This is a genomic window from Rhodococcus sp. IEGM 1372 (assembly GCF_030056835.1).
Classification (GTDB): Bacteria; Actinomycetota; Actinomycetes; order Mycobacteriales; family Mycobacteriaceae; genus Rhodococcoides.
Map to the genome: position 1 here is coordinate 22,192 of NZ_JASHKS010000038.1, position 16,878 is coordinate 39,069.

A 16,878-nucleotide genomic window follows, 5' to 3' on the forward strand; every position below is an offset into this window, starting at 1 on the left:
ACCCTATGATGCTGCGAGGCAACCATGTCTGCCGCGCCGCGGCTTTTCGCGTGGGCGGGATGCAGGTCGATTGCGAAGGAGGAGGTGAATCGTCGTGCAGGGATTGATTCTGCAACTGACAAGGGCGGGCTTCCTGCTGTTGTTGTGGTTCTTCGTCTGGGCCGTCCTTCGCACCTTGCGCAGCGACATCTACGCGGCCGCAGGCATGCGAGTGCCTGCTCGCTACTCCGGCGGCTCGAAGGTTCTTCCGTCGTTCAACAAGCAGAAGGTGGCCAAGTACCTCGTGGTGACCCAGGGCGGTCTCGCCGGAACGCGTATCTCGCTCGGAACGCAGCCCGTCCTCATCGGACGCGCGGACGACTCCACTCTCGTTCTGACAGACGACTACTCGTCGACGCGGCATGCGCGCATCTCGCCCCGCGGCGGTGACTGGTACGTCGAGGACCTCGGTTCGACCAACGGCACCTACCTCGACCGCGCGAAGGTGACCACCGCTGTTCGCGTGCCCCTTGGCACTCCTGTCCGCGTCGGCAAGACCGTGATCGAGTTGCGCCCGTGACCCTCGTCCTTCGCTACGCCGCCCGCAGTGATCGCGGTCTGGTTCGATCCAACAACGAGGACTCCGTGTACGCCGGGGCTCGCCTACTGGCGCTGGCCGACGGCATGGGCGGTCACGCGGCCGGTGAAGTGGCCTCGCAGTTGATGATCGCCGCCTTGGCTCATCTCGACGACGACGAGCCCGGCGAGGATCTGCTGGGCAAGCTGGAGGCAGCAACCCGCGAAGGCAACGCGTCCATCGCAGATCAGGTCGAGGACGAACCCGAGCTCGACGGCATGGGAACCACGCTGACCGCAATCCTGTTCGCGGGCAAGCGAATCGGACTGGTACACATCGGCGACTCACGTGCGTACATGCTGCGCGACGGCTCGCTCACCCAGATCACTCGCGACGACACCTTCGTCCAGTCACTCGTCGACGAGGGCCGCATCACCGCCGAACAGGCGCACACCCACCCGCAGCGTTCGCTCATCATGCGTGCCCTCACCGGAAACGAGATCGAGCCGACCCTCACCGTTCGGGAAGTACGTGCAGGCGACCGCTACCTGCTGTGCTCCGACGGCCTCTCGGACGTCGTCAGCGACGAAACCATCGAGAACACCATGAACGAGGGCGAGACGGGCCCGTGCGCCGATCGCCTGATCGAACTCGCGCTGCGCAGCGGCGGACCCGACAACGTGACGGTCGTCGTCGCCGACGTGATCGACCTCGACTACGGACAGAGCCACCCCATCCTCGGCGGTGCCGCCAGCACCGAGGACGAGGAAGACGCCCCTCCGCCCAACACCGCGGCCGGACGCGCCGCCGCGATGCGACCACCGCGTACGACGCCCAAGCGCGTCACCAGCCCGGTCGTCACGCCCGAGAAGAAGTCGCACAAACTCCGCTGGACGTTGATCGCCCTGACCCTGGTGGTGCTGGCGGCAATCGGTGCGCTCGTTGCCAATTCGATCATCAGAGGCAACTACTACGTCGGTGCCGACAACAGCAAGGTGACCGTGCTGAGGGGCCTTCCCGGCTCGGTACTGGGCTACTCGCTGCAGAGCGTGGAACTGATCGGCTGCCTCGACGACGACGGAGCCGTCACGCTGACCGCTCCGGATGCCGCTCCGGCGGACTGTGTTCCGTTCGAGATCGACGACCTTCTGCCTGCCGCGCGCGAGCAGGTCACGGCCGGCTTGCCGTCCGGATCTCTCGACGACGCGCGCGGTCAGGTCGAGCGGTTGGCCTCCGGTGACCTGCTCCAGGTGTGCGAGACCGAACCGGTCGTCACCACGACTGTCGAACCGACTCCGACGACGATCATTCCGCCGCCCGGAGTTCCGTTGCCCCCGGCTGCGGAGCCCGTTCCCGAGGCGGCACCGACCACCACTGCGGTACCGACACCGACGGTCCCGCAGATTCCCGGTCAGAACTGCAGGACCGGTACTCGATGAGTTCCAATCCGTCCGCCGGAGGATCCTTTCCGAGTCCACCCGAAGGATTCGCGCCTGCGCCGATTCAATCGAACCGGCGCGGGGTCGAGTTGCTTCTGCTCGGGGCCGCGGTCCTGATCACCACGATCTCGTTGGTACTGGTCGAAGCCAGTCAGGAACAGACCATCACCTGGGATCTGGCGAAGTACGCGGTGGCCTATCTCGCGTTGATGACGGTGGCGCACCTGGCTGTGCGACGCTTTGCGCCCTACGCGGATCCGCTGCTGCTACCGATCGTGGCGCTGCTCAACGGGCTCGGTCTGGTGCTCATTCACCGTCTCGACCTGGCCGACGAGCAGCAGGCTCAGTATCTCGGAAACCCCATTCCCTCGCCCGATGCCAACCAGCAGGTGCTCTGGACGACGCTGGCCATCGCCGGTTTCGTCGCTCTGCTGGTGCTGCTGCGTGATTACCGCACCCTGGCTCGCTACGGCTACACCGTCGGTCTCGCCGGGCTGGTGCTCCTGGCCATCCCGGCGATGCTGCCGTCGGCCTTCTCCGAGGTCAACGGATCGAAGATCTGGATTCGGCTGCCCGGCTTCAGTATTCAGCCCGGGGAGTTCGCGAAGATTCTGCTGCTCATCTTCTTTGCATCGTTGCTGGTCGCCAAGCGGGAACTGTTCACCGTCGCCGGCAAGCACTTCCTCGGAATGGACTTCCCGCGGGCACGCGATCTGGGGCCGATCCTGGTGGTCTGGATCGTCTCCGTCGGCGTGCTGGTGTTCGAGAAGGACCTCGGTACGTCGCTGCTGATCTTCGGAACCGTCCTGGTGATGATCTACATCGCCACCGAACGCGTCGGCTGGTTGATCATCGGTTTCGGACTGCTGCTCGTCGGATTCCTCTTCGCATATCAGGTGTTCGGCCACGTCAAGATCCGCACCGACACCTGGCTGCGTCCGTTCGACGACTACAACGACACCGGCTACCAGATCGTCCAGTCGATGTTCAGCTTCGCCACGGGCGGGTTGGCGGGTACCGGGCTCGGTAGTGGTCGGCCCTCCCAGGTGCCGTTCGCCAAGACGGACTTCATCATCGCGACGGTCGGCGAAGAGCTCGGCCTCATCGGCCTGACCGCCGTCCTGATCCTGTACTTGCTGTTCATCATCCGCGGCATGCGTACCGCGCTGGCCGTTCGCGACAGCTTCGGCAAACTGCTTGCTGCCGGATTGTCGTTCACCATTGCCATCCAGCTGTTCGTCGTCGTCGGCGGCGTCACCAAACTCATCCCACTCACCGGCCTCACCACGCCCTATCTGTCCTACGGAGGATCGTCGCTTCTCGCCAACTACCTGCTCCTCGCGCTGCTGATCAAGATCTCCGACGCAGCCCGTGAGCCGGCAAAGCCCAAGAAGAAGCCCGCCCCCGCAGCGCCCATCGCGGAGGCACCCACCGAGATGGTGAAGCGCGCATGAACACTCCCCTGCGCCGCGTGTCCATCGCCGTGATGGTCATGGTCGTGGCACTGCTCGCCAACGCCACCTACCTCCAGGTCATCAAGGCCGACGATCTGCGCACCGACCCGAGGAACTCACGGGTACTGCTCGACGAGTACTCCCGCCAGCGCGGTCAGATCTCGGCAGGCGGCCAGGTGCTCGCATCCTCGGTCCCGACCGACGACCGCTACAAGTACCTGCGCACCTACCCCCAGAATTCGATCTCCCCGGCCAGCCCGCAGGCCAACGCGCCGATCACCGGCTACTACTCGATGCTGTACTCGAGCAGCGGCCTCGAACGCGCCGAGGATCCCGTGCTCAACGGATCCGACGACCGGCTCTTCGGTGGACGACTGTTCGACCTCATCTCCGGCCGAGACCCCCGCGGCGGCAACGTCGTCACCACCATCGACCCCGTCGTTCAGCAGGTCGCATACGACCAGCTGACCGCCAAGGGATACACCGGCTCAGTGGTGGCCCTCGACCCGGCCACCGGCAACATCCTCGCCATGGCCAGCACCCCCAGCTACGACCCGAACCTGCTGGCCAGCCACGACGGCAGCACCACCACCGCGGCATGGGAGAACCTGAGCAACGATCCCGAGAAGCCAATGGTCAACCGGGCGATCTCGCAGACCTACCCACCCGGATCGACGTTCAAGGTGATCACCACCGCAGCCGCACTCGAAGCGGGCGCCACACCGGACGATCAACTCACGGCCGCGTCGAACATCACGTTGCCGGGAACTTCCACGACGCTGGAGAACTACAACGGTTCGACGTGCGGCGGTGGCCAGACGGCAACGCTGCGTGAAGCGTTCGCACGCTCGTGCAACACCGCCTTCGTCGAGCTCGGCGTCGATACGGGGGTGGACAGGATGCGCGAGACTTCCGCGGCGTTCGGCATCGGTGAGGACACGACCATTCCGCTCACCGTCGCCGACAGCACCATCGGACCCATCGACGACGACGCCGCCCTCGGCCAGTCCAGCATCGGTCAGCGCGACGTGGCGTTGACCCCGCTGCAGGACGCCGTCATCGCCGCCACCGTCGCCAACGGCGGCGTGCGGATGGCCCCGAACCTGGTGCAGCAGCTGCAATCTCCCGACCTGTCCGACCTGTCGAGCTACCAGCCGAAGGCCATGGGCGAGGCGATCAGCTCGGCCACCGCGGCGACTCTGACCGACCTGATGATCGGCTCCGAGAACAACACCAGCGGGGAGGGCAAGATCCCCGGGGTCCAGATCGCATCGAAAACCGGTACCGCAGAACATGGTTCGGACCCGCGTAACACCCCGCCGCATGCCTGGTACATCGGCTTCGCACCCGCCGAGGATCCCAAGGTCGCCATTGCCGTCATCGTCGAGGACGGCGGCGATCGAGCCCTCGCCGCGACCGGTGGATCCGTGGCCGCACCCATCGGGCGCGCCGTCATCGCAGCCGCATTGCAGGGGAGGTGACGTGAAGTGCCACTGAGCAACGGAGCTGTCATCGCGCAGCGCTATCGACTTCTGCGCCTCATCGCCACCGGCGGTATGGGGCAGGTGTGGGAAGCGATGGACAACCGCCTCGATCGCCGTGTCGCGGTCAAGGTACTCAAGGCCGAATTCTCCGAGGACCCGGAGTTCCTGCAGCGCTTCAGGTTCGAGGCACGCACCACCGCGCAGCTGAACTATCCAGGAATCGCCGGCGTCTACGACTACGGCGAGACCCGCGACGGCGCGGGCGAATCACTGGCCTACCTGGTGATGGAACTGGTCAACGGTGAGCCGCTCAACGCCGTGCTGGGTCGCATGTCCCGCTTGCCGCTCGGCCATGCCCTCGACATGCTCGAGCAGACCGGCCGTTCGCTGCAGATCGCACACACCGCAGGCGTCGTCCACCGCGACGTCAAGCCGGGCAACATCCTGATCACCCCCACCGGCCAGGTCAAGATCACCGACTTCGGCATCGCCAAAGCCGTCGACGCGTCCCCGGTGACCAAGACCGGAATGGTCATGGGCACAGCGCAGTACATCGCCCCCGAGCAGGCACTCGGCGAGGAGGCAACCTCGGCTTCCGACGTCTACTCGCTCGGAGTCGTCGGATACGAAGTACTCGCGGGCACGCGGCCCTTCGTGGGCGACGGCGCGCTGACCGTGGCCATGAAGCACGTGCGCGAAACGCCGGCCCCCATGCCACTCGACCTGCCTCCCGCCGTCCGCGAACTCATCGAGATCACGATGGTGAAGGACCCGGCCGCACGCTACGCCAACGGTGGCGAATTCGCCGACGCCGTCGCCGCAGTCCGGGCCGGCCGACGCCCGCCTGCGCCCGGAAACTCCCGCGGTTCGGGCACCGGCAGGGTCATGATGCCGGGCGTCGTGCCCAGCCCGCAGCCGCCGTCGAGCACCCAGATGATGCCGACGTCGCAGCGCGAGTACCGCGGACCGGCCACCGGAACGGCTGCGGCCGCCGTACCCGAGTCCACCGGAATGTCGTCGGCGCAGAAGGCCCTCGCCTGGGGCGGTGCCGGACTGCTGCTGCTGGCCATCCTCATCGGCGGTTACGTGCTGTTGACCGGGGGCAGGGACGACACGCCGACGCCGTTCGTGCCGCCGACCACGACCACCACGCAGCCGACCACCACCACGACCACGACGACCGAACCCACGACCACCGAAGAGACCACCACCACCGAAGAAACCACGACGACCACGACGACGACCACCACGGAGGAGCCGACGACCACCGAGGAAACCACGACCACCTCGGCGGAGCCCACCGAGACGACGACGCGACGTCCGCTGATCGAGATTCCATTCCAGCAAGATCCACAAGGACAACGATGACGACTCCCCGTACGCTCTCCTCTCGCTACGAGCTGGGCGAGATACTCGGATTCGGCGGCATGTCCGAGGTTCATCTGGCACGTGACACTCGGCTGGACCGCGACGTCGCCATCAAGGTTCTGCGCGCCGATCTTGCTCGCGACCCCACGTTCTATCTGCGGTTCCGACGCGAAGCCCAGAACGCGGCCGCACTGAACCACCCGGCCATCGTCGCCGTGTACGACACCGGTGAAGCCGGTCCGCTCCCGTTCATCGTCATGGAATACGTCGACGGCGACACCCTCCGCGACATCGTGCGCGCCGAAGGACCCATGGCGCCGCGTCGAGCCATGGAGGTCATCGCCGACGTCTGTGCTGCACTCGATTTCAGCCACCGCAACGGCATCGTGCACCGCGACGTCAAGCCCGCGAACATCATGATCAACAACGCGGGCGCGGTGAAGGTGATGGACTTCGGTATCGCGCGCGCCATCGCCGATTCCTCGTCGCCGATGACTCAGACGGCCGCCGTCATCGGAACCGCGCAGTACCTGTCGCCCGAGCAGGCTCGCGGCGAACAGGTCGACGCTCGATCGGACGTCTACTCGCTCGGCTGTGTGCTGTTCGAGATCCTCACCGGCGAGCCCCCGTTCAAAGGTGATTCCCCGGTCGCGGTCGCCTATCAGCACGTGCGCGAGGATCCTCAGCTGCCGTCGCTGGTCAACGACACGGTGCCGCGTGAACTCGACTCGATCATCCTCAAGGCGATGGCCAAGAATCCCGCCAACCGCTACCAGAGTGCCGCCGAGATGCGCACCGACCTGGTCCGGGTGCTCGGCGGTCAACGTCCGAGCGCCCCGATGGTCATGAACGACGAGGACCGCACCACGATTCTCGGATCGGTCGATTCACGGCAGGCGGACTTCTCCGGCAAGGACAAGCCGGCAGCTGCAGCCGCCGGCACACCCCGCCCGTCGAAGCACACCGAACCCGACAACGAACCCAGGAGCCGTCGGGGCCTGAAGATCGCGCTGATCTCCGCGGCGTCGATCATCGTCGTCGCGATCGTCGGAGCATTCCTGTGGTCCCTCGGTCCCGGAGCTGAGCCCACGTCCGTCACCGTGCCGTCCGTGGCCGGCCTCGTCGCAGACGAGGCCCAGCGGGAACTCGAGAATGTCGGCCTGCGCGTCACCGTGCAGGAGAGACCGGATGCGTCGGTTCCCGAAGGGTCCGCGATCGGCACCAACCCCGCCGCGGGATCACAGACCGAATCACCCGGGGACATCCAACTCGACGTCTCCTCGGGCCCCCAGCAGGTGCAGGTGCCGCGACTGACCGGAAGAACGCAACAGGAGGCGTCGGACGCCTTGAACGAGGTGGGCCTTCAACTCGATCCCACCGTCGCCCGGGCACCGTCCACGCCGGAGAACCTCGACAGGGTCGTCGAACAGAACCCGTCCTCGGGCGTGAGCATGAACGCCGACTCGCAGGTTCGCATCACGCTCGGTTCCGGCCCGGCGCAGGTACGGATGCCCAACGTCGTCGGCCAGCTCGTCGACGTTGCGCAGCCGAACGTGGCGGGTGCCGGTCTCCGCGTCCAGATAGAGAACATCGACTCCAGTCAGCCGGTGGGACAGGTCGTCTCGACGGACCCCGCCGGTGGTGCCAACGTCGCCGAGAACACGGTCGTGACATTGCGCGTGTCGAACGGAGACAAGATCCCGATGCCGGACCTGGCCGGACTCACCGAAGCTCAGGCTCTGACAGCACTGGAATCGGCAGGATGGACCGGAACCGCGTCGGACCTGTCGACGTCGAGGCAATCGACGCTCGACCCACTGATGGTCGGCCGCATCGTGAACCAGACTCAGCCGGCAGGCTCGGAGATCAGCAAGTCCGACACCATCACCGTGAGCATCGGGGCGCTGGGTATTCCGACCGGCTAGACACCTCGGGTCGAGCTCAGGCGAACGCCTCGGCGACCTGAGCTTCGAGCTTGGCGACGAGACCGGGGTCGGTGGGCATTCCGCAGACGGTCAGCCAGTTCGCCAGCATGCGGTGTCCGCCCTCGGTGAGGATGGACTCCGGGTGGAACTGGACGCCGTGAATCGGAAGCTCGGTGTGCCTCATCGCCATGACCAGACCCGATTCGGTGCGCCCGATGATCTCGAGTTCGGCCGGGATGGTGTCCTCCCGGACGGTCAGCGAGTGGTAGCGAGTGGCGGTGAAGGGCTCGTTCATGCCCTCCAGAACTCCGACGCCCGAATGGTGCACCAGACTCGTCTTGCCGTGCAGCAGCTCCGGGGCCTTCTCGACGGTTGCACCGAAGGCTGCACCGATCGCCTGATGGCCCAGACAGACCCCGAGCAGGGGCGTCTTCGTGCGAGCGCTGGCCGAGACCAGATCCATCGTGGCACCTGCGCGCTGCGGCGTGCCCGGTCCCGGGCTGAGCAGAACGCCGTCGAACCGGGCAGCGACGGCATCGCGGTCGGTGAGGCGCTCGTCGTCGTTGCGCCAGACCTCGACATCGGCATTCAACTGACCCAGGTACTGGACGAGGTTGAAGACGAAGCTGTCGTAGTTGTCGACGACGAGAATACGCATGTGGACAGCGTACTCAGCGAGGCTGTGCATACCGCATGCGCACCGATTCGGAGTACGCGGGCACCGACAGGTCCTCGGACACCGAGACGTCGTAGCGGAGGCCGTATCTCAGCGCGTACTGCTCGTACAACCGCACACCCGGCTCGTTCTTCAACGCCGCGCGCAGCCGATCCGAATCCCCGATCGCCGTCATCACGTACGGCGGACTGTATGTACGCCCGCCGAGAAGAAGGGTGTTCCCGATGCAGCGCGGAGCCGACGAGGCCACCAGCCGTTGATCCTGCATCGCGATCGCCGACGCTCCACCGGCCCACAACGCGTTGAGCACGCTCTGCACATCGACCTGATGGACCACCAGATCGTCCGGTGACGCGTCCGAGGCGTACGAACCGTCCGCACCGCGGGGAGCGTCCGCCATCGTGACGGTCACACCGCCGCCGGACGCGGCCTCGCGTCCCGCAGCGTCGGCCAGGGAATCGATGCGGGCCAGGGCGTCGGCGACCTCGGTGTCCCCGGTCGCAGTGCGCTGCTGAATGGACTCGACCTGCTGCTCGAGCGTGTCCCTGCTGCGCTCGGCCTCCACGCTGCTGCTCTGAGCTGCATCGACGAGGTCGGCGAGTCGGGTGGTGTCCCCTCCACGGAGTTCGGTGCCATCGGAAACGTGTCTGGTGGTACCGAGCAGCAGACCGACGACAGCGCACACCGCGACGGCGAGCACCCACCAACGAGTGTCGGCGGGGGCAGTCGATCGTCGTGTCACGGGTGCTCGCAATTTGTCCGGTGGGTCGGTGCTGGGCTCACCTGCGTTAGCGTGTACAGCAACCGGGTCGGTGACCGTCACGGTCCTCCAGGCGACAATAGCCTGGGGATGCGCGGCACCCGTCGATCCACAGGTTCCGATCGTCAGTTGTCCACAGGTACGGCCGCAGTGCCGCGGGCCGTCACGAACGCGAAGAGGAAGCAATGCCGAAGTCGAAGGTACGGAAGAAGAACGACTACACGATCAACCCGGCGAACCGTACGCCGGTCAAGGTCAACGCCGGACCGTCACCGGTCTGGTACGTGGTGCTGATGCTGGGATTCATGCTGGTCGGGCTGCTGTGGCTGATCGTCTACTACCTGGCTTCCGAGGACATCGCCTTCATCGGAAACCTCGGCGCCTACAACTTCCTGATCGGCTTCGGGTTCATGGTCGTCGGACTCGTCATGACCATGCGGTGGCGCTGAGAACCTGCCGAGTTACATCGATGTCATTCATCCCCAATGTGGATAAACCCTGTGGATAACTCTGAAAACGATCCACAGGGTGTGTACGAACAGCGATGGGCGACGCCCCTCATCGCCGTCGCAGCCCTGGTCGCAGGCGGAATCGCCCTCGGAATCGGAGCCGCACTCTCCTCCACCGACGCAGCCGGAACATTCCTCGTCGGACTCGCCGCCGTCGGAATGTGGATCATCGCCGCACTCGCCGCCGCACAACGCCCCCGACTGGCCATCACCCACGACGGAACACTGGTGATGAAACGCCTCGGCGGCCTACGCACCTACACCCGCAACGACATCGTGCGCGTCAAAATCGTGAAATACCCACGCCTGGGGCGACGCGTTCCGATGCTCGAACTGGACATCCGCCCACCCGGCGAAGACGACGATCGACTGATCATCTTCGGCAGATGGGACCTCGGAACCGACCCTCGAGACGTATACGACGCACTCGAAACCCACGGCTTGGTGCCTCGCAACACCTGATCGTCCGGCCCCCGTGGTCACTCAATGTGACATTCAGTGGACTTTTCGGGGGTCAATGTCACATCGAGTGGACTTGCTAGAGGCCCATCTGGGCGCGCAGGTCGAGAACACGGATCGCGATGATGCCCAGGGACACCAGAGCGACGGCGATGACCGAGAGCCATGCCATGGACAGGCCGGCCCTGGTTCGTTGTTGTCCCGTGTCTCGGGTTCGGTTGGACAAGAACACCAGACCGGCGGTGGCGGCGGCTCCGGCGACGAGACCGCCCATATGTCCCCACAGCGAGATGCTGGGGATCGAGATGCTGATGAAGATGTTCACCGCGATGATGACGAGGATGGGTGCCGGGCTTCGCTTGAGCCGTAGCAGGATCACGGCCTGTGCGCCCAGTAGACCGAAGACTGCACCGGACGCGCCGACGGTGAGCGTCAGGGGATTCTCCAGCAGCATCACCGACGCGCTTCCTCCGAGGAGGGAGAGGAAGTAGACGACCAGGTAGCGGGTTCGACCGAGCACGAGTTCCACGTCACGGCCGATGATGTACAGCGCGAACATGTTCACGAGCAGGTGTATCGGCCCGTAGTGAACGAAGCCGCTGCCGATCAGGCGGAACACGTCGCCGTCGGCGACGAGCAGGCTGTTGAGAGCCCAACCGCGGGCGAGTTCGGATCCGGAAGTGTTGTTCATCGGATCGCCGGACTGCGCCACCGTGATGGCATAGACGATCACGTTGACGGCGATCAGGGCGTAGGTCAGCGGAGTCTTGGCGGACCGTGCCATGGGTGCACCGGCGACGGTCTGCGCAGTGCGGACGTTCTTGTTGCCTTCTCGCACGCAGTCGACACAGTGCTGTCCGACCGCGGCGGCCTGCAGACACTGCGGGCACGCCGGCCTGCCGCAGCGCGAGCAGGCCAGGCCGGTGGGGCGATCGGGATGTCGGACGCACACCGACTGGGGTGGGTTGGGCTGGTCGCCGTACGCGCCACCCCAGCCGGGGTTCGTCATCTTGTCGAAAGTCCTTCGGTCAGATCAAGCGATGGTGACGTTGTTGATGACGACCTCGTCCACCGGGCGATCTCCGCGGCCGACCGGCGTGCTCGAGATCGCGTCGACGACCTTCTTCGACGCCTCGTCGGTGACCTCACCGAAGATGGAGTGCTTGCGGTTGAGGTGCGGGGTCTTGCCGGTGGTGATGAAGAACTGCGAGCCGTTGGTGCCGGGGCCGGCATTTGCCATGGCCAGCAGGTACGGGCGATCGAAGGAGAGCTCCGGGTGGAACTCGTCCTCGAACTTGTAGCCCGGTCCGCCTGCACCGGTGCCGGTGGGGTCGCCGCCCTGGATCATGAAGCCGTCGATGACGCGGTGGAAGACCGCGCCGTCGTAGAACGGTCCGCTCTTGGCACCCGACGCGTTCTGAGTCGTGTACTCCTTGGATCCGTCCGCGAGACCGACGAAGTTCGCGACGGTCTTGGGGGCGTGATTGCCGAACAGTTCGATGACGATATCGCCGCGGTTGGTGTGCAGCGTGGCCGTTTGGGTCTTGTTTGGTGAAGTCACGCCCTCCATCGTGCCATCTCGGGTGATCGGGCAGTTCACAACGGGCATCGAGTCGGGTGTATCGGGAGGGTTCAGCGGGGCCGTGTTGTGGAACAGTGAGGGTATGACGAGCACAACGAAGCCCGACCGGGTTCGGTCGACCACAGGTACCGCAGCGTCCGCCCTGCTCGGCGCCGCATCCGCCGCGAGCAAGGGCCCGGCCGGAGTCGGCCTGCTTCTGGCCAAACAGGGTTACGGACTGGCCCGCAAGCAGGCTGCGCAGCGGCGGGCAGTGACCGCGGAGCGTATCGCCGAAGCGAATCGCACCCGAGAGCTCGTCACGGTCGACTCGGGATCACGTCGGACCCGACGAGTTCTGGTGTTCGGCGCCGTTGCTGCCGTCGTGGGAGGTGTCGTGTTCTTCCTCGGTCGCCGTCGCAACGAGGTGCCGCCGCCCGCCGATGTTCCGCCGAGCCTGGCCGACTACGACGACACGTCGTCATAGGTACAGCACCTTCTGCAGTAGGTCGATCAGACCCGGCCTGGTTCTGATCACGGCCTCCGCGCTGCGGTCGGCGACGACCAGTGCCGTGTTGTGGCCGCTGGCGGAGCCCTCGCTGAGATAGTCGCTGTGCCCGATCGAGCGGCCGGCACTGTCGGATTGCTCCGTGGACAGCAGAGTGATTCCGTCCAGCGCCCCTGGATCGCGGCCGAATGCACCCATGTCGGCGACGATGTCGTCCGTGGCCTCCGCCGCGAAGACATGTCCGACGGGAATCTGGAGCTCTGCGAGGCTGTGTGTGCCGAGTCCCGGTGAACCGAGAGCTACGAAATCGTCGACCCCGGTGTCATCTCGAAGAGCAGTTGCCGCGGTGAGCGATCCGTACGAGTGGGCCAACACCGACAGATGCGGATCGCTCGCCCGTGCGGCGTCGAGACCGTTCAGGAACGGGATCAACCGATCCGCTCCTGCCTGCGCAGCCGCACCCGAGGCAACGGTCCGGTCCGGATCGAGCAGGCTCCAACCGAGCTGAGGTGCCTGGTAGTCCAGCCAGGTCACCGCAGCCGCAGACTGCGCCGGATCCTGCGAAACAAGCTGCTGCACGGTGTTTTTGATGTTCTCCATGTCGCCGTCGTAGCGGGGAAGGTTTCCGTGCACGGTAGAGCCGAGACCGGGCACGAAGACGGCGACATGGGTCGCCGTGTCGACATCTCCCACCGCGACGGCCGCCATCGTCTCCTCGTACGAGGAATTGTCGAGGACCAGGAGCTGCCGAGCCCCCAGCGCCAGCGTCGCGTCGATCGCATCGAGTGCTGCCAACCGAGTGCGCGTTTGTTCGAGCCCGGCATCGGCGTCGCTGAAGATGCCGCCGAACACGTTGTCGGACAACTCTTCCTGTAGTTCGACTTCGACGGCGCGAAGGCGGATACGCTCTGCGGCCAACACCCGCCGATTTGCGCTGTCACGCACCCGACCCGGCAGGCCGTCGAGATTGCCGATCAGCGCCGGCTGTTCGACCAGCAACCTGGTGCGTGCCGCAGTCGAGAGTGCGCTCCAGAAAGCAGCATTGGCCGCCGGTGTGCCGTCGCGCGGCACCCAAGCCGCAACTGCCGTCGCAACGGAGGCTGCGGAGGTTCCCCCGACGAGGCGTCGGGCAAGGATGTCGTCGAAATCCGTGGCCGTACGAATCAGCTGTGCGATTCGTTCGGCGAGCTCCTCACGGCACCGCCGTCGCTCGCGCATCGTCGACCACAAGTCCACCAGCGCAACCGAATACGACGCTGCAAGGTCGAACACCGAGCCGTCGGATGCGACCGCGAATCGCTCATCCGCCGCCGTCCGCTCCACCGAGCGGAGCGCAGCGACCAGGCCGGCCATCTCGATCGAGGCATCCGCGGTGCATGTCGCTATCCGAAGCAACTCGACTGCGGCGTCTGCCAGATCCGACCGGATACGTCTCATCGCCTCCCGCGCAGCCTCGGCCGCGGGACCGGCCCACCCGTCTCCCACGATGTCGTCGGTAACCGAGTCGTGCACGGCGGCAACCTCCCGCCACCGGTGCATCAGGCTGTCGGACGCCGCTACCAGCACGCGGCTGTCCCAAGATCTGAATTCGTTCAGAGTGACCATCGCGTATCCCCCGCAGCATCGTCGTTTCCGACGAGTCAACGCGAGAAAAGCACCGCGTCGGGAAATCTATCCCCAGCCTGTGGATCAAATCTGGGGATCAACTATGCGTCGAGTGAGCGCTACTGCGCAATTCTGCGAATGGGTCCGCTGTAACCGGCGTCGGGATCGGACGGCCGACTGGTCCTCGGCGGCCTGCTTCGCTTTGCCCGGTACAGATCGGCGTCGGCTGCCCGATAGATCTCACCCCAGCGGCGACCCGCGGGCATGCAGGCCAATCCGACGCTCCACTCCGCGCGGTGAGCCCGACGCAGACGCTCGATGATCTGCCAGGCCTCCTTCTCGAGAACCCCCGGCATGAACAGCACGAACTCGTCTCCACCGAGCCGACCCAGAACGTCACGTTTGGTCAGCTGCCCCTTCCAGGCCTTCGAGACGCGAGTGAGCAGGACGTCACCGGCAATGTGGCCGTACTCGTCGTTGATCTCCTTGAAATTGTCGAGATCGAGCACTGCGAGGCTGACCGACAATCCGCGAGCCGCACACGCCGGCAACATCTTCTCGATCTTGGATTCGAACCCGAATCTGTTGAGCAGACCGGTCAACGCGTCGTGCGTTGCGGAATAGCGCATTCGGCGCGCGAAGACACCGAAGACCTCCGTCGCACCGACGATGCCGAGCGCGACGAGGATGTAACTGATGAACGGAGTTCCGTACGGCGCGATCGCCGCTCCGATGACCGCCGAAACAGCAAGCACGGCAACCCAAATGCCTGCGCTGCGTTCGGACCAGAACGCGCCTATGTGCATACCGAGGAACATGGCCGCCTGCACGCAGATCAAGAACGCAGGCATGGTGTCGCTACTGCCCAACGCACAGGCGAGTGCCATCACCGACAACGCGGTCGCGAACCCCACCGCCTGTTTCGGGCTCGGCACACCCGCCCTTGCCAACACCACGATCGCCATCGGACCCAGCAACAGAGCCAACGCGGCCAGAACCTGCTGAGCACCGGTCAGATTCGACCACGACGCAATAGCGCTGGCAGCGTAGAGAACCGTCGTGACCGCAGCGAACACGGCAAGCATGCGGCCTGACTCGTCGAACCTAGGCCTGCTCACCGGTCGATTCCCACCGTGCAGGACCATGATTCGGCCGATCGGAGGCAGCGTTCACCGAAGAGAACACCACCACTCACCCGATACCCCCCAGGCACCATCGGCCCTCCCCACGCACTACGGCCATCGCCTCACATGACCCAACGATGCCCGGACTCTAACACCTCCGAGACCCGATCACGACTCTGGCCAACGAAAGCGCAGCAGGTCAGGACGCCTTCTCGGCGCGCGCTGCCTCCCTGGCAAGTAGTCGATCACGGGACTCCTCGAACTTGGTTGCCTTCTCGGCCAAGTCCTCGACGAACGCTGCCAGTCGATCGCGATCCCGCTCGCCCTCACCCGTGAAATCGTTGCGCTCGAAGATCTTCCACTTGCGCAGTACAGGCATCAACACCTCGTCCAAATGCTGCCGGAGATCGTAGATCCCGTGCTTGGCCAAGGTCATCGCGTTCTTGCGGAAATTGGGCATGTTCAGGCCGGGCATCTGAAAGTCGGTCGCGACATCGGTGATGGCGCGGACCATCTGATCGGGCACCAGATCCAGCGAGGCCTCACCGAGGTTGCGGTAGAAGATCATGTGCAGGTTCTCGTCCGCAGCAACACGAGCCAACATTCGGTCCGCCACCGGATCTCCGCACGCCAATCCCGTGTTCCGGTGCGACACCCGCGTCGCCAGCTCCTGGAACGTCACGTACGCCACCGAATGCAGAAAATTGGCACCGTCCATCGGCGCATCGACACCAACCGTCATGTGGTGCATTCGAGCGCGCTCCAACTCGACGGGATCCACCGCACGAGTCACCACCAGATAGTCGCGCATGACGATGCCGTGACGGTTCTCCTCCGCAGTCCAGCGCCCCACCCACGTCCCCCAGGCACCGTCCAACGAAAAATTGTCTGCCAGCCCCCGGTGATACGACGGCAGATTGTCCTCGGTGAGCAAATTGGTGATCATCGCCGTGCGCGCCAGTTCCGACAGCGACGACTGCTCGAGCGACCAGTCCTGTCCACCCATCGCCGCGTAATTGCGACCCAGATCCCACGGAACGTAATCATGCGGATGCCATTCCTTCGCCATCGACAGATGACGATTCAGATTGGCTTCCAACGTGCCGTCGAGTTCCCTCAACAGCTCTTCATGATCGAGAACGCGCGTCATCTGCGGGACTCCTTAGAGATTCGAGATGCCCGAATCGCCGATCGATTCGAGACAGTGGCGAACACCGCCCGCCGAGATCGAACGACGGCACACCCCCCTGCGGTGCGCCGTCGCGACCATCCACGTCGATCCGAGAACCGACGTCCTTGCACAGCGACCACGCTAAGGACCGAACCATCGATACGACACCGAACCGACGACTGTCTGGACATGTGGGCGCCGAAACCCAGATCGACTTGGGTCCAATCAGGGACTGTCTGAATAACGGTTGATCCGGTCCTTGGTTCGACACGCCGAGCTCAG

General features: G+C 65.1%; 16 protein-coding genes. 9 read left to right on the forward strand and 7 right to left on the reverse strand.

Annotated features, from left to right (window positions below; genetic code table 11):
- Window positions 1-94 precede the first annotated feature (94 nt).
- Genes QM590_RS21695 through pknB form a run of 6 tightly spaced genes read left to right on the forward strand, consistent with a single transcriptional unit; the run spans window position 95 to window position 8,226 of the window.
- Window positions 95-559, forward strand: coding sequence for an FHA domain-containing protein FhaB/FipA (locus QM590_RS21695; RefSeq protein WP_037195344.1), 465 nt, complete (start codon window positions 95-97; stop codon window positions 557-559).
- Window positions 556-1,995 (forward strand): PP2C family protein-serine/threonine phosphatase, encoded by a 1,440-nt coding sequence (locus QM590_RS21700; protein WP_094638420.1) that lies wholly within the window; start codon window positions 556-558, stop codon window positions 1,993-1,995. The genes QM590_RS21695 and QM590_RS21700 overlap by 4 nt, the downstream gene beginning before the upstream one ends.
- Entirely contained in the window at window positions 1,992-3,449 is a 1,458-nt protein-coding gene (locus tag QM590_RS21705; RefSeq protein WP_094638419.1) for an FtsW/RodA/SpoVE family cell cycle protein, read from the forward strand. The genes QM590_RS21700 and QM590_RS21705 overlap by 4 nt, the downstream gene beginning before the upstream one ends.
- Complete coding sequence (locus QM590_RS21710) at window positions 3,446-4,930, forward strand: peptidoglycan D,D-transpeptidase FtsI family protein (protein ID WP_068045550.1); 1,485 nt, start codon at window positions 3,446-3,448, stop codon at window positions 4,928-4,930. The genes QM590_RS21705 and QM590_RS21710 overlap by 4 nt, the downstream gene beginning before the upstream one ends.
- A 6-nt stretch (window positions 4,931-4,936) precedes the next feature.
- Complete coding sequence (locus QM590_RS21715; RefSeq protein ID WP_269596379.1) at window positions 4,937-6,301, forward strand: serine/threonine-protein kinase; 1,365 nt, start codon at window positions 4,937-4,939, stop codon at window positions 6,299-6,301.
- Window positions 6,298-8,226, forward strand: a complete 1,929-nt coding sequence (gene pknB / locus QM590_RS21720; RefSeq protein WP_269596380.1) for a Stk1 family PASTA domain-containing Ser/Thr kinase — start codon at window positions 6,298-6,300, stop codon at window positions 8,224-8,226. The genes QM590_RS21715 and pknB overlap by 4 nt, the downstream gene beginning before the upstream one ends.
- Before the next feature lie 16 nt (window positions 8,227-8,242).
- Here pknB and QM590_RS21725 read toward each other — a convergent pair whose 3' ends face one another.
- Together QM590_RS21725 and QM590_RS21730 are read right to left on the reverse strand one after the other, a co-directional pair.
- Window positions 8,243-8,884 carry an aminodeoxychorismate/anthranilate synthase component II gene (locus QM590_RS21725; RefSeq protein WP_269596381.1) on the reverse strand — a complete coding sequence of 214 codons (642 nt, stop codon included), beginning with the start codon at window positions 8,882-8,884 and terminating at the stop codon, window positions 8,243-8,245.
- A gap of 13 nt (window positions 8,885-8,897) precedes the next feature.
- A complete protein-coding gene (locus tag QM590_RS21730; protein ID WP_269596382.1) occupies window positions 8,898-9,644 on the reverse strand; it encodes a DUF881 domain-containing protein in 747 nt (248 codons plus the stop codon).
- 203 nt (window positions 9,645-9,847) lie between these two features.
- Between QM590_RS21730 and crgA the strand changes: the two genes are divergently transcribed.
- Together crgA and QM590_RS21740 are read left to right on the forward strand one after the other, a co-directional pair.
- Window positions 9,848-10,111, forward strand: coding sequence for a cell division protein CrgA (crgA, locus tag QM590_RS21735; RefSeq protein ID WP_032396997.1), 264 nt, complete (start codon window positions 9,848-9,850; stop codon window positions 10,109-10,111).
- Window positions 10,112-10,147: 36 nt separating this feature from the next.
- Window positions 10,148-10,633: a PH domain-containing protein gene (locus tag QM590_RS21740; RefSeq protein WP_094638415.1), complete on the forward strand. Its 486-nt coding sequence runs from the start codon at window positions 10,148-10,150 to the stop codon at window positions 10,631-10,633.
- Window positions 10,634-10,709: 76 nt separating this feature from the next.
- On the opposite strand, the gene QM590_RS21745 is transcribed toward QM590_RS21740, so the two are convergent.
- Complete coding sequence (locus QM590_RS21745; RefSeq protein WP_269596383.1) at window positions 10,710-11,639, reverse strand: rhomboid family intramembrane serine protease; 930 nt, start codon at window positions 11,637-11,639, stop codon at window positions 10,710-10,712.
- A gap of 24 nt (window positions 11,640-11,663) precedes the next feature.
- Window positions 11,664-12,200 (reverse strand): peptidylprolyl isomerase, encoded by a 537-nt coding sequence (locus tag QM590_RS21750; protein ID WP_149408198.1) that lies wholly within the window; start codon window positions 12,198-12,200, stop codon window positions 11,664-11,666.
- A 94-nt stretch (window positions 12,201-12,294) separates the two neighbouring features.
- Here QM590_RS21750 and QM590_RS21755 point away from each other — a divergent pair, with 94 nt between their 5' ends.
- Window positions 12,295-12,675: a hypothetical protein gene (locus QM590_RS21755; RefSeq protein ID WP_269596384.1), complete on the forward strand. Its 381-nt coding sequence runs from the start codon at window positions 12,295-12,297 to the stop codon at window positions 12,673-12,675.
- Here the strand turns inward: QM590_RS21755 and QM590_RS21760 are convergent.
- The 3 genes from QM590_RS21760 to QM590_RS21770 all read right to left on the reverse strand — a co-directional run bounded on the left by QM590_RS21760 (window position 12,670) and on the right by QM590_RS21770 (window position 16,575).
- Window positions 12,670-14,301, reverse strand: a complete 1,632-nt coding sequence (locus QM590_RS21760; RefSeq protein WP_269596385.1) for an alpha/beta hydrolase — start codon at window positions 14,299-14,301, stop codon at window positions 12,670-12,672. The genes QM590_RS21755 and QM590_RS21760 overlap by 6 nt on opposite strands.
- Before the next feature lie 119 nt (window positions 14,302-14,420).
- On the reverse strand, window positions 14,421-15,419 hold the full coding sequence (locus QM590_RS21765; RefSeq protein WP_269596386.1) for a GGDEF domain-containing protein: 999 nt from the start codon (window positions 15,417-15,419) through the stop codon (window positions 14,421-14,423).
- A gap of 205 nt (window positions 15,420-15,624) precedes the next feature.
- Window positions 15,625-16,575: an acyl-ACP desaturase gene (locus QM590_RS21770; protein ID WP_269596387.1), complete on the reverse strand. Its 951-nt coding sequence runs from the start codon at window positions 16,573-16,575 to the stop codon at window positions 15,625-15,627.
- Between the last annotated feature and the right edge of the window lie 303 nt (window positions 16,576-16,878).

Coding starts and splice junctions, on each gene's coding strand:
- pknB (WP_269596380.1), top strand. CDS start 6,298: ATGACGACTCCCCGTACGCTCTCCTCTCGCTACGAGCTGGGCGAGATA.
- QM590_RS21750 (WP_149408198.1), bottom strand. CDS start 12,200: ATGGAGGGCGTGACTTCACCAAACAAGACCCAAACGGCCACGCTGCAC.
- QM590_RS21745 (WP_269596383.1), bottom strand. CDS start 11,639: ATGACGAACCCCGGCTGGGGTGGCGCGTACGGCGACCAGCCCAACCCA.
- QM590_RS21740 (WP_094638415.1), top strand. CDS start 10,148: ATGTGGATAAACCCTGTGGATAACTCTGAAAACGATCCACAGGGTGTG.
- QM590_RS21705 (WP_094638419.1), top strand. CDS start 1,992: ATGAGTTCCAATCCGTCCGCCGGAGGATCCTTTCCGAGTCCACCCGAA.
- QM590_RS21770 (WP_269596387.1), bottom strand. CDS start 16,575: ATGACGCGCGTTCTCGATCATGAAGAGCTGTTGAGGGAACTCGACGGC.
- QM590_RS21760 (WP_269596385.1), bottom strand. CDS start 14,301: ATGGTCACTCTGAACGAATTCAGATCTTGGGACAGCCGCGTGCTGGTA.
- QM590_RS21725 (WP_269596381.1), bottom strand. CDS start 8,884: ATGCGTATTCTCGTCGTCGACAACTACGACAGCTTCGTCTTCAACCTC.
- QM590_RS21710 (WP_068045550.1), top strand. CDS start 3,446: ATGAACACTCCCCTGCGCCGCGTGTCCATCGCCGTGATGGTCATGGTC.
- QM590_RS21755 (WP_269596384.1), top strand. CDS start 12,295: ATGACGAGCACAACGAAGCCCGACCGGGTTCGGTCGACCACAGGTACC.
- crgA (WP_032396997.1), top strand. CDS start 9,848: ATGCCGAAGTCGAAGGTACGGAAGAAGAACGACTACACGATCAACCCG.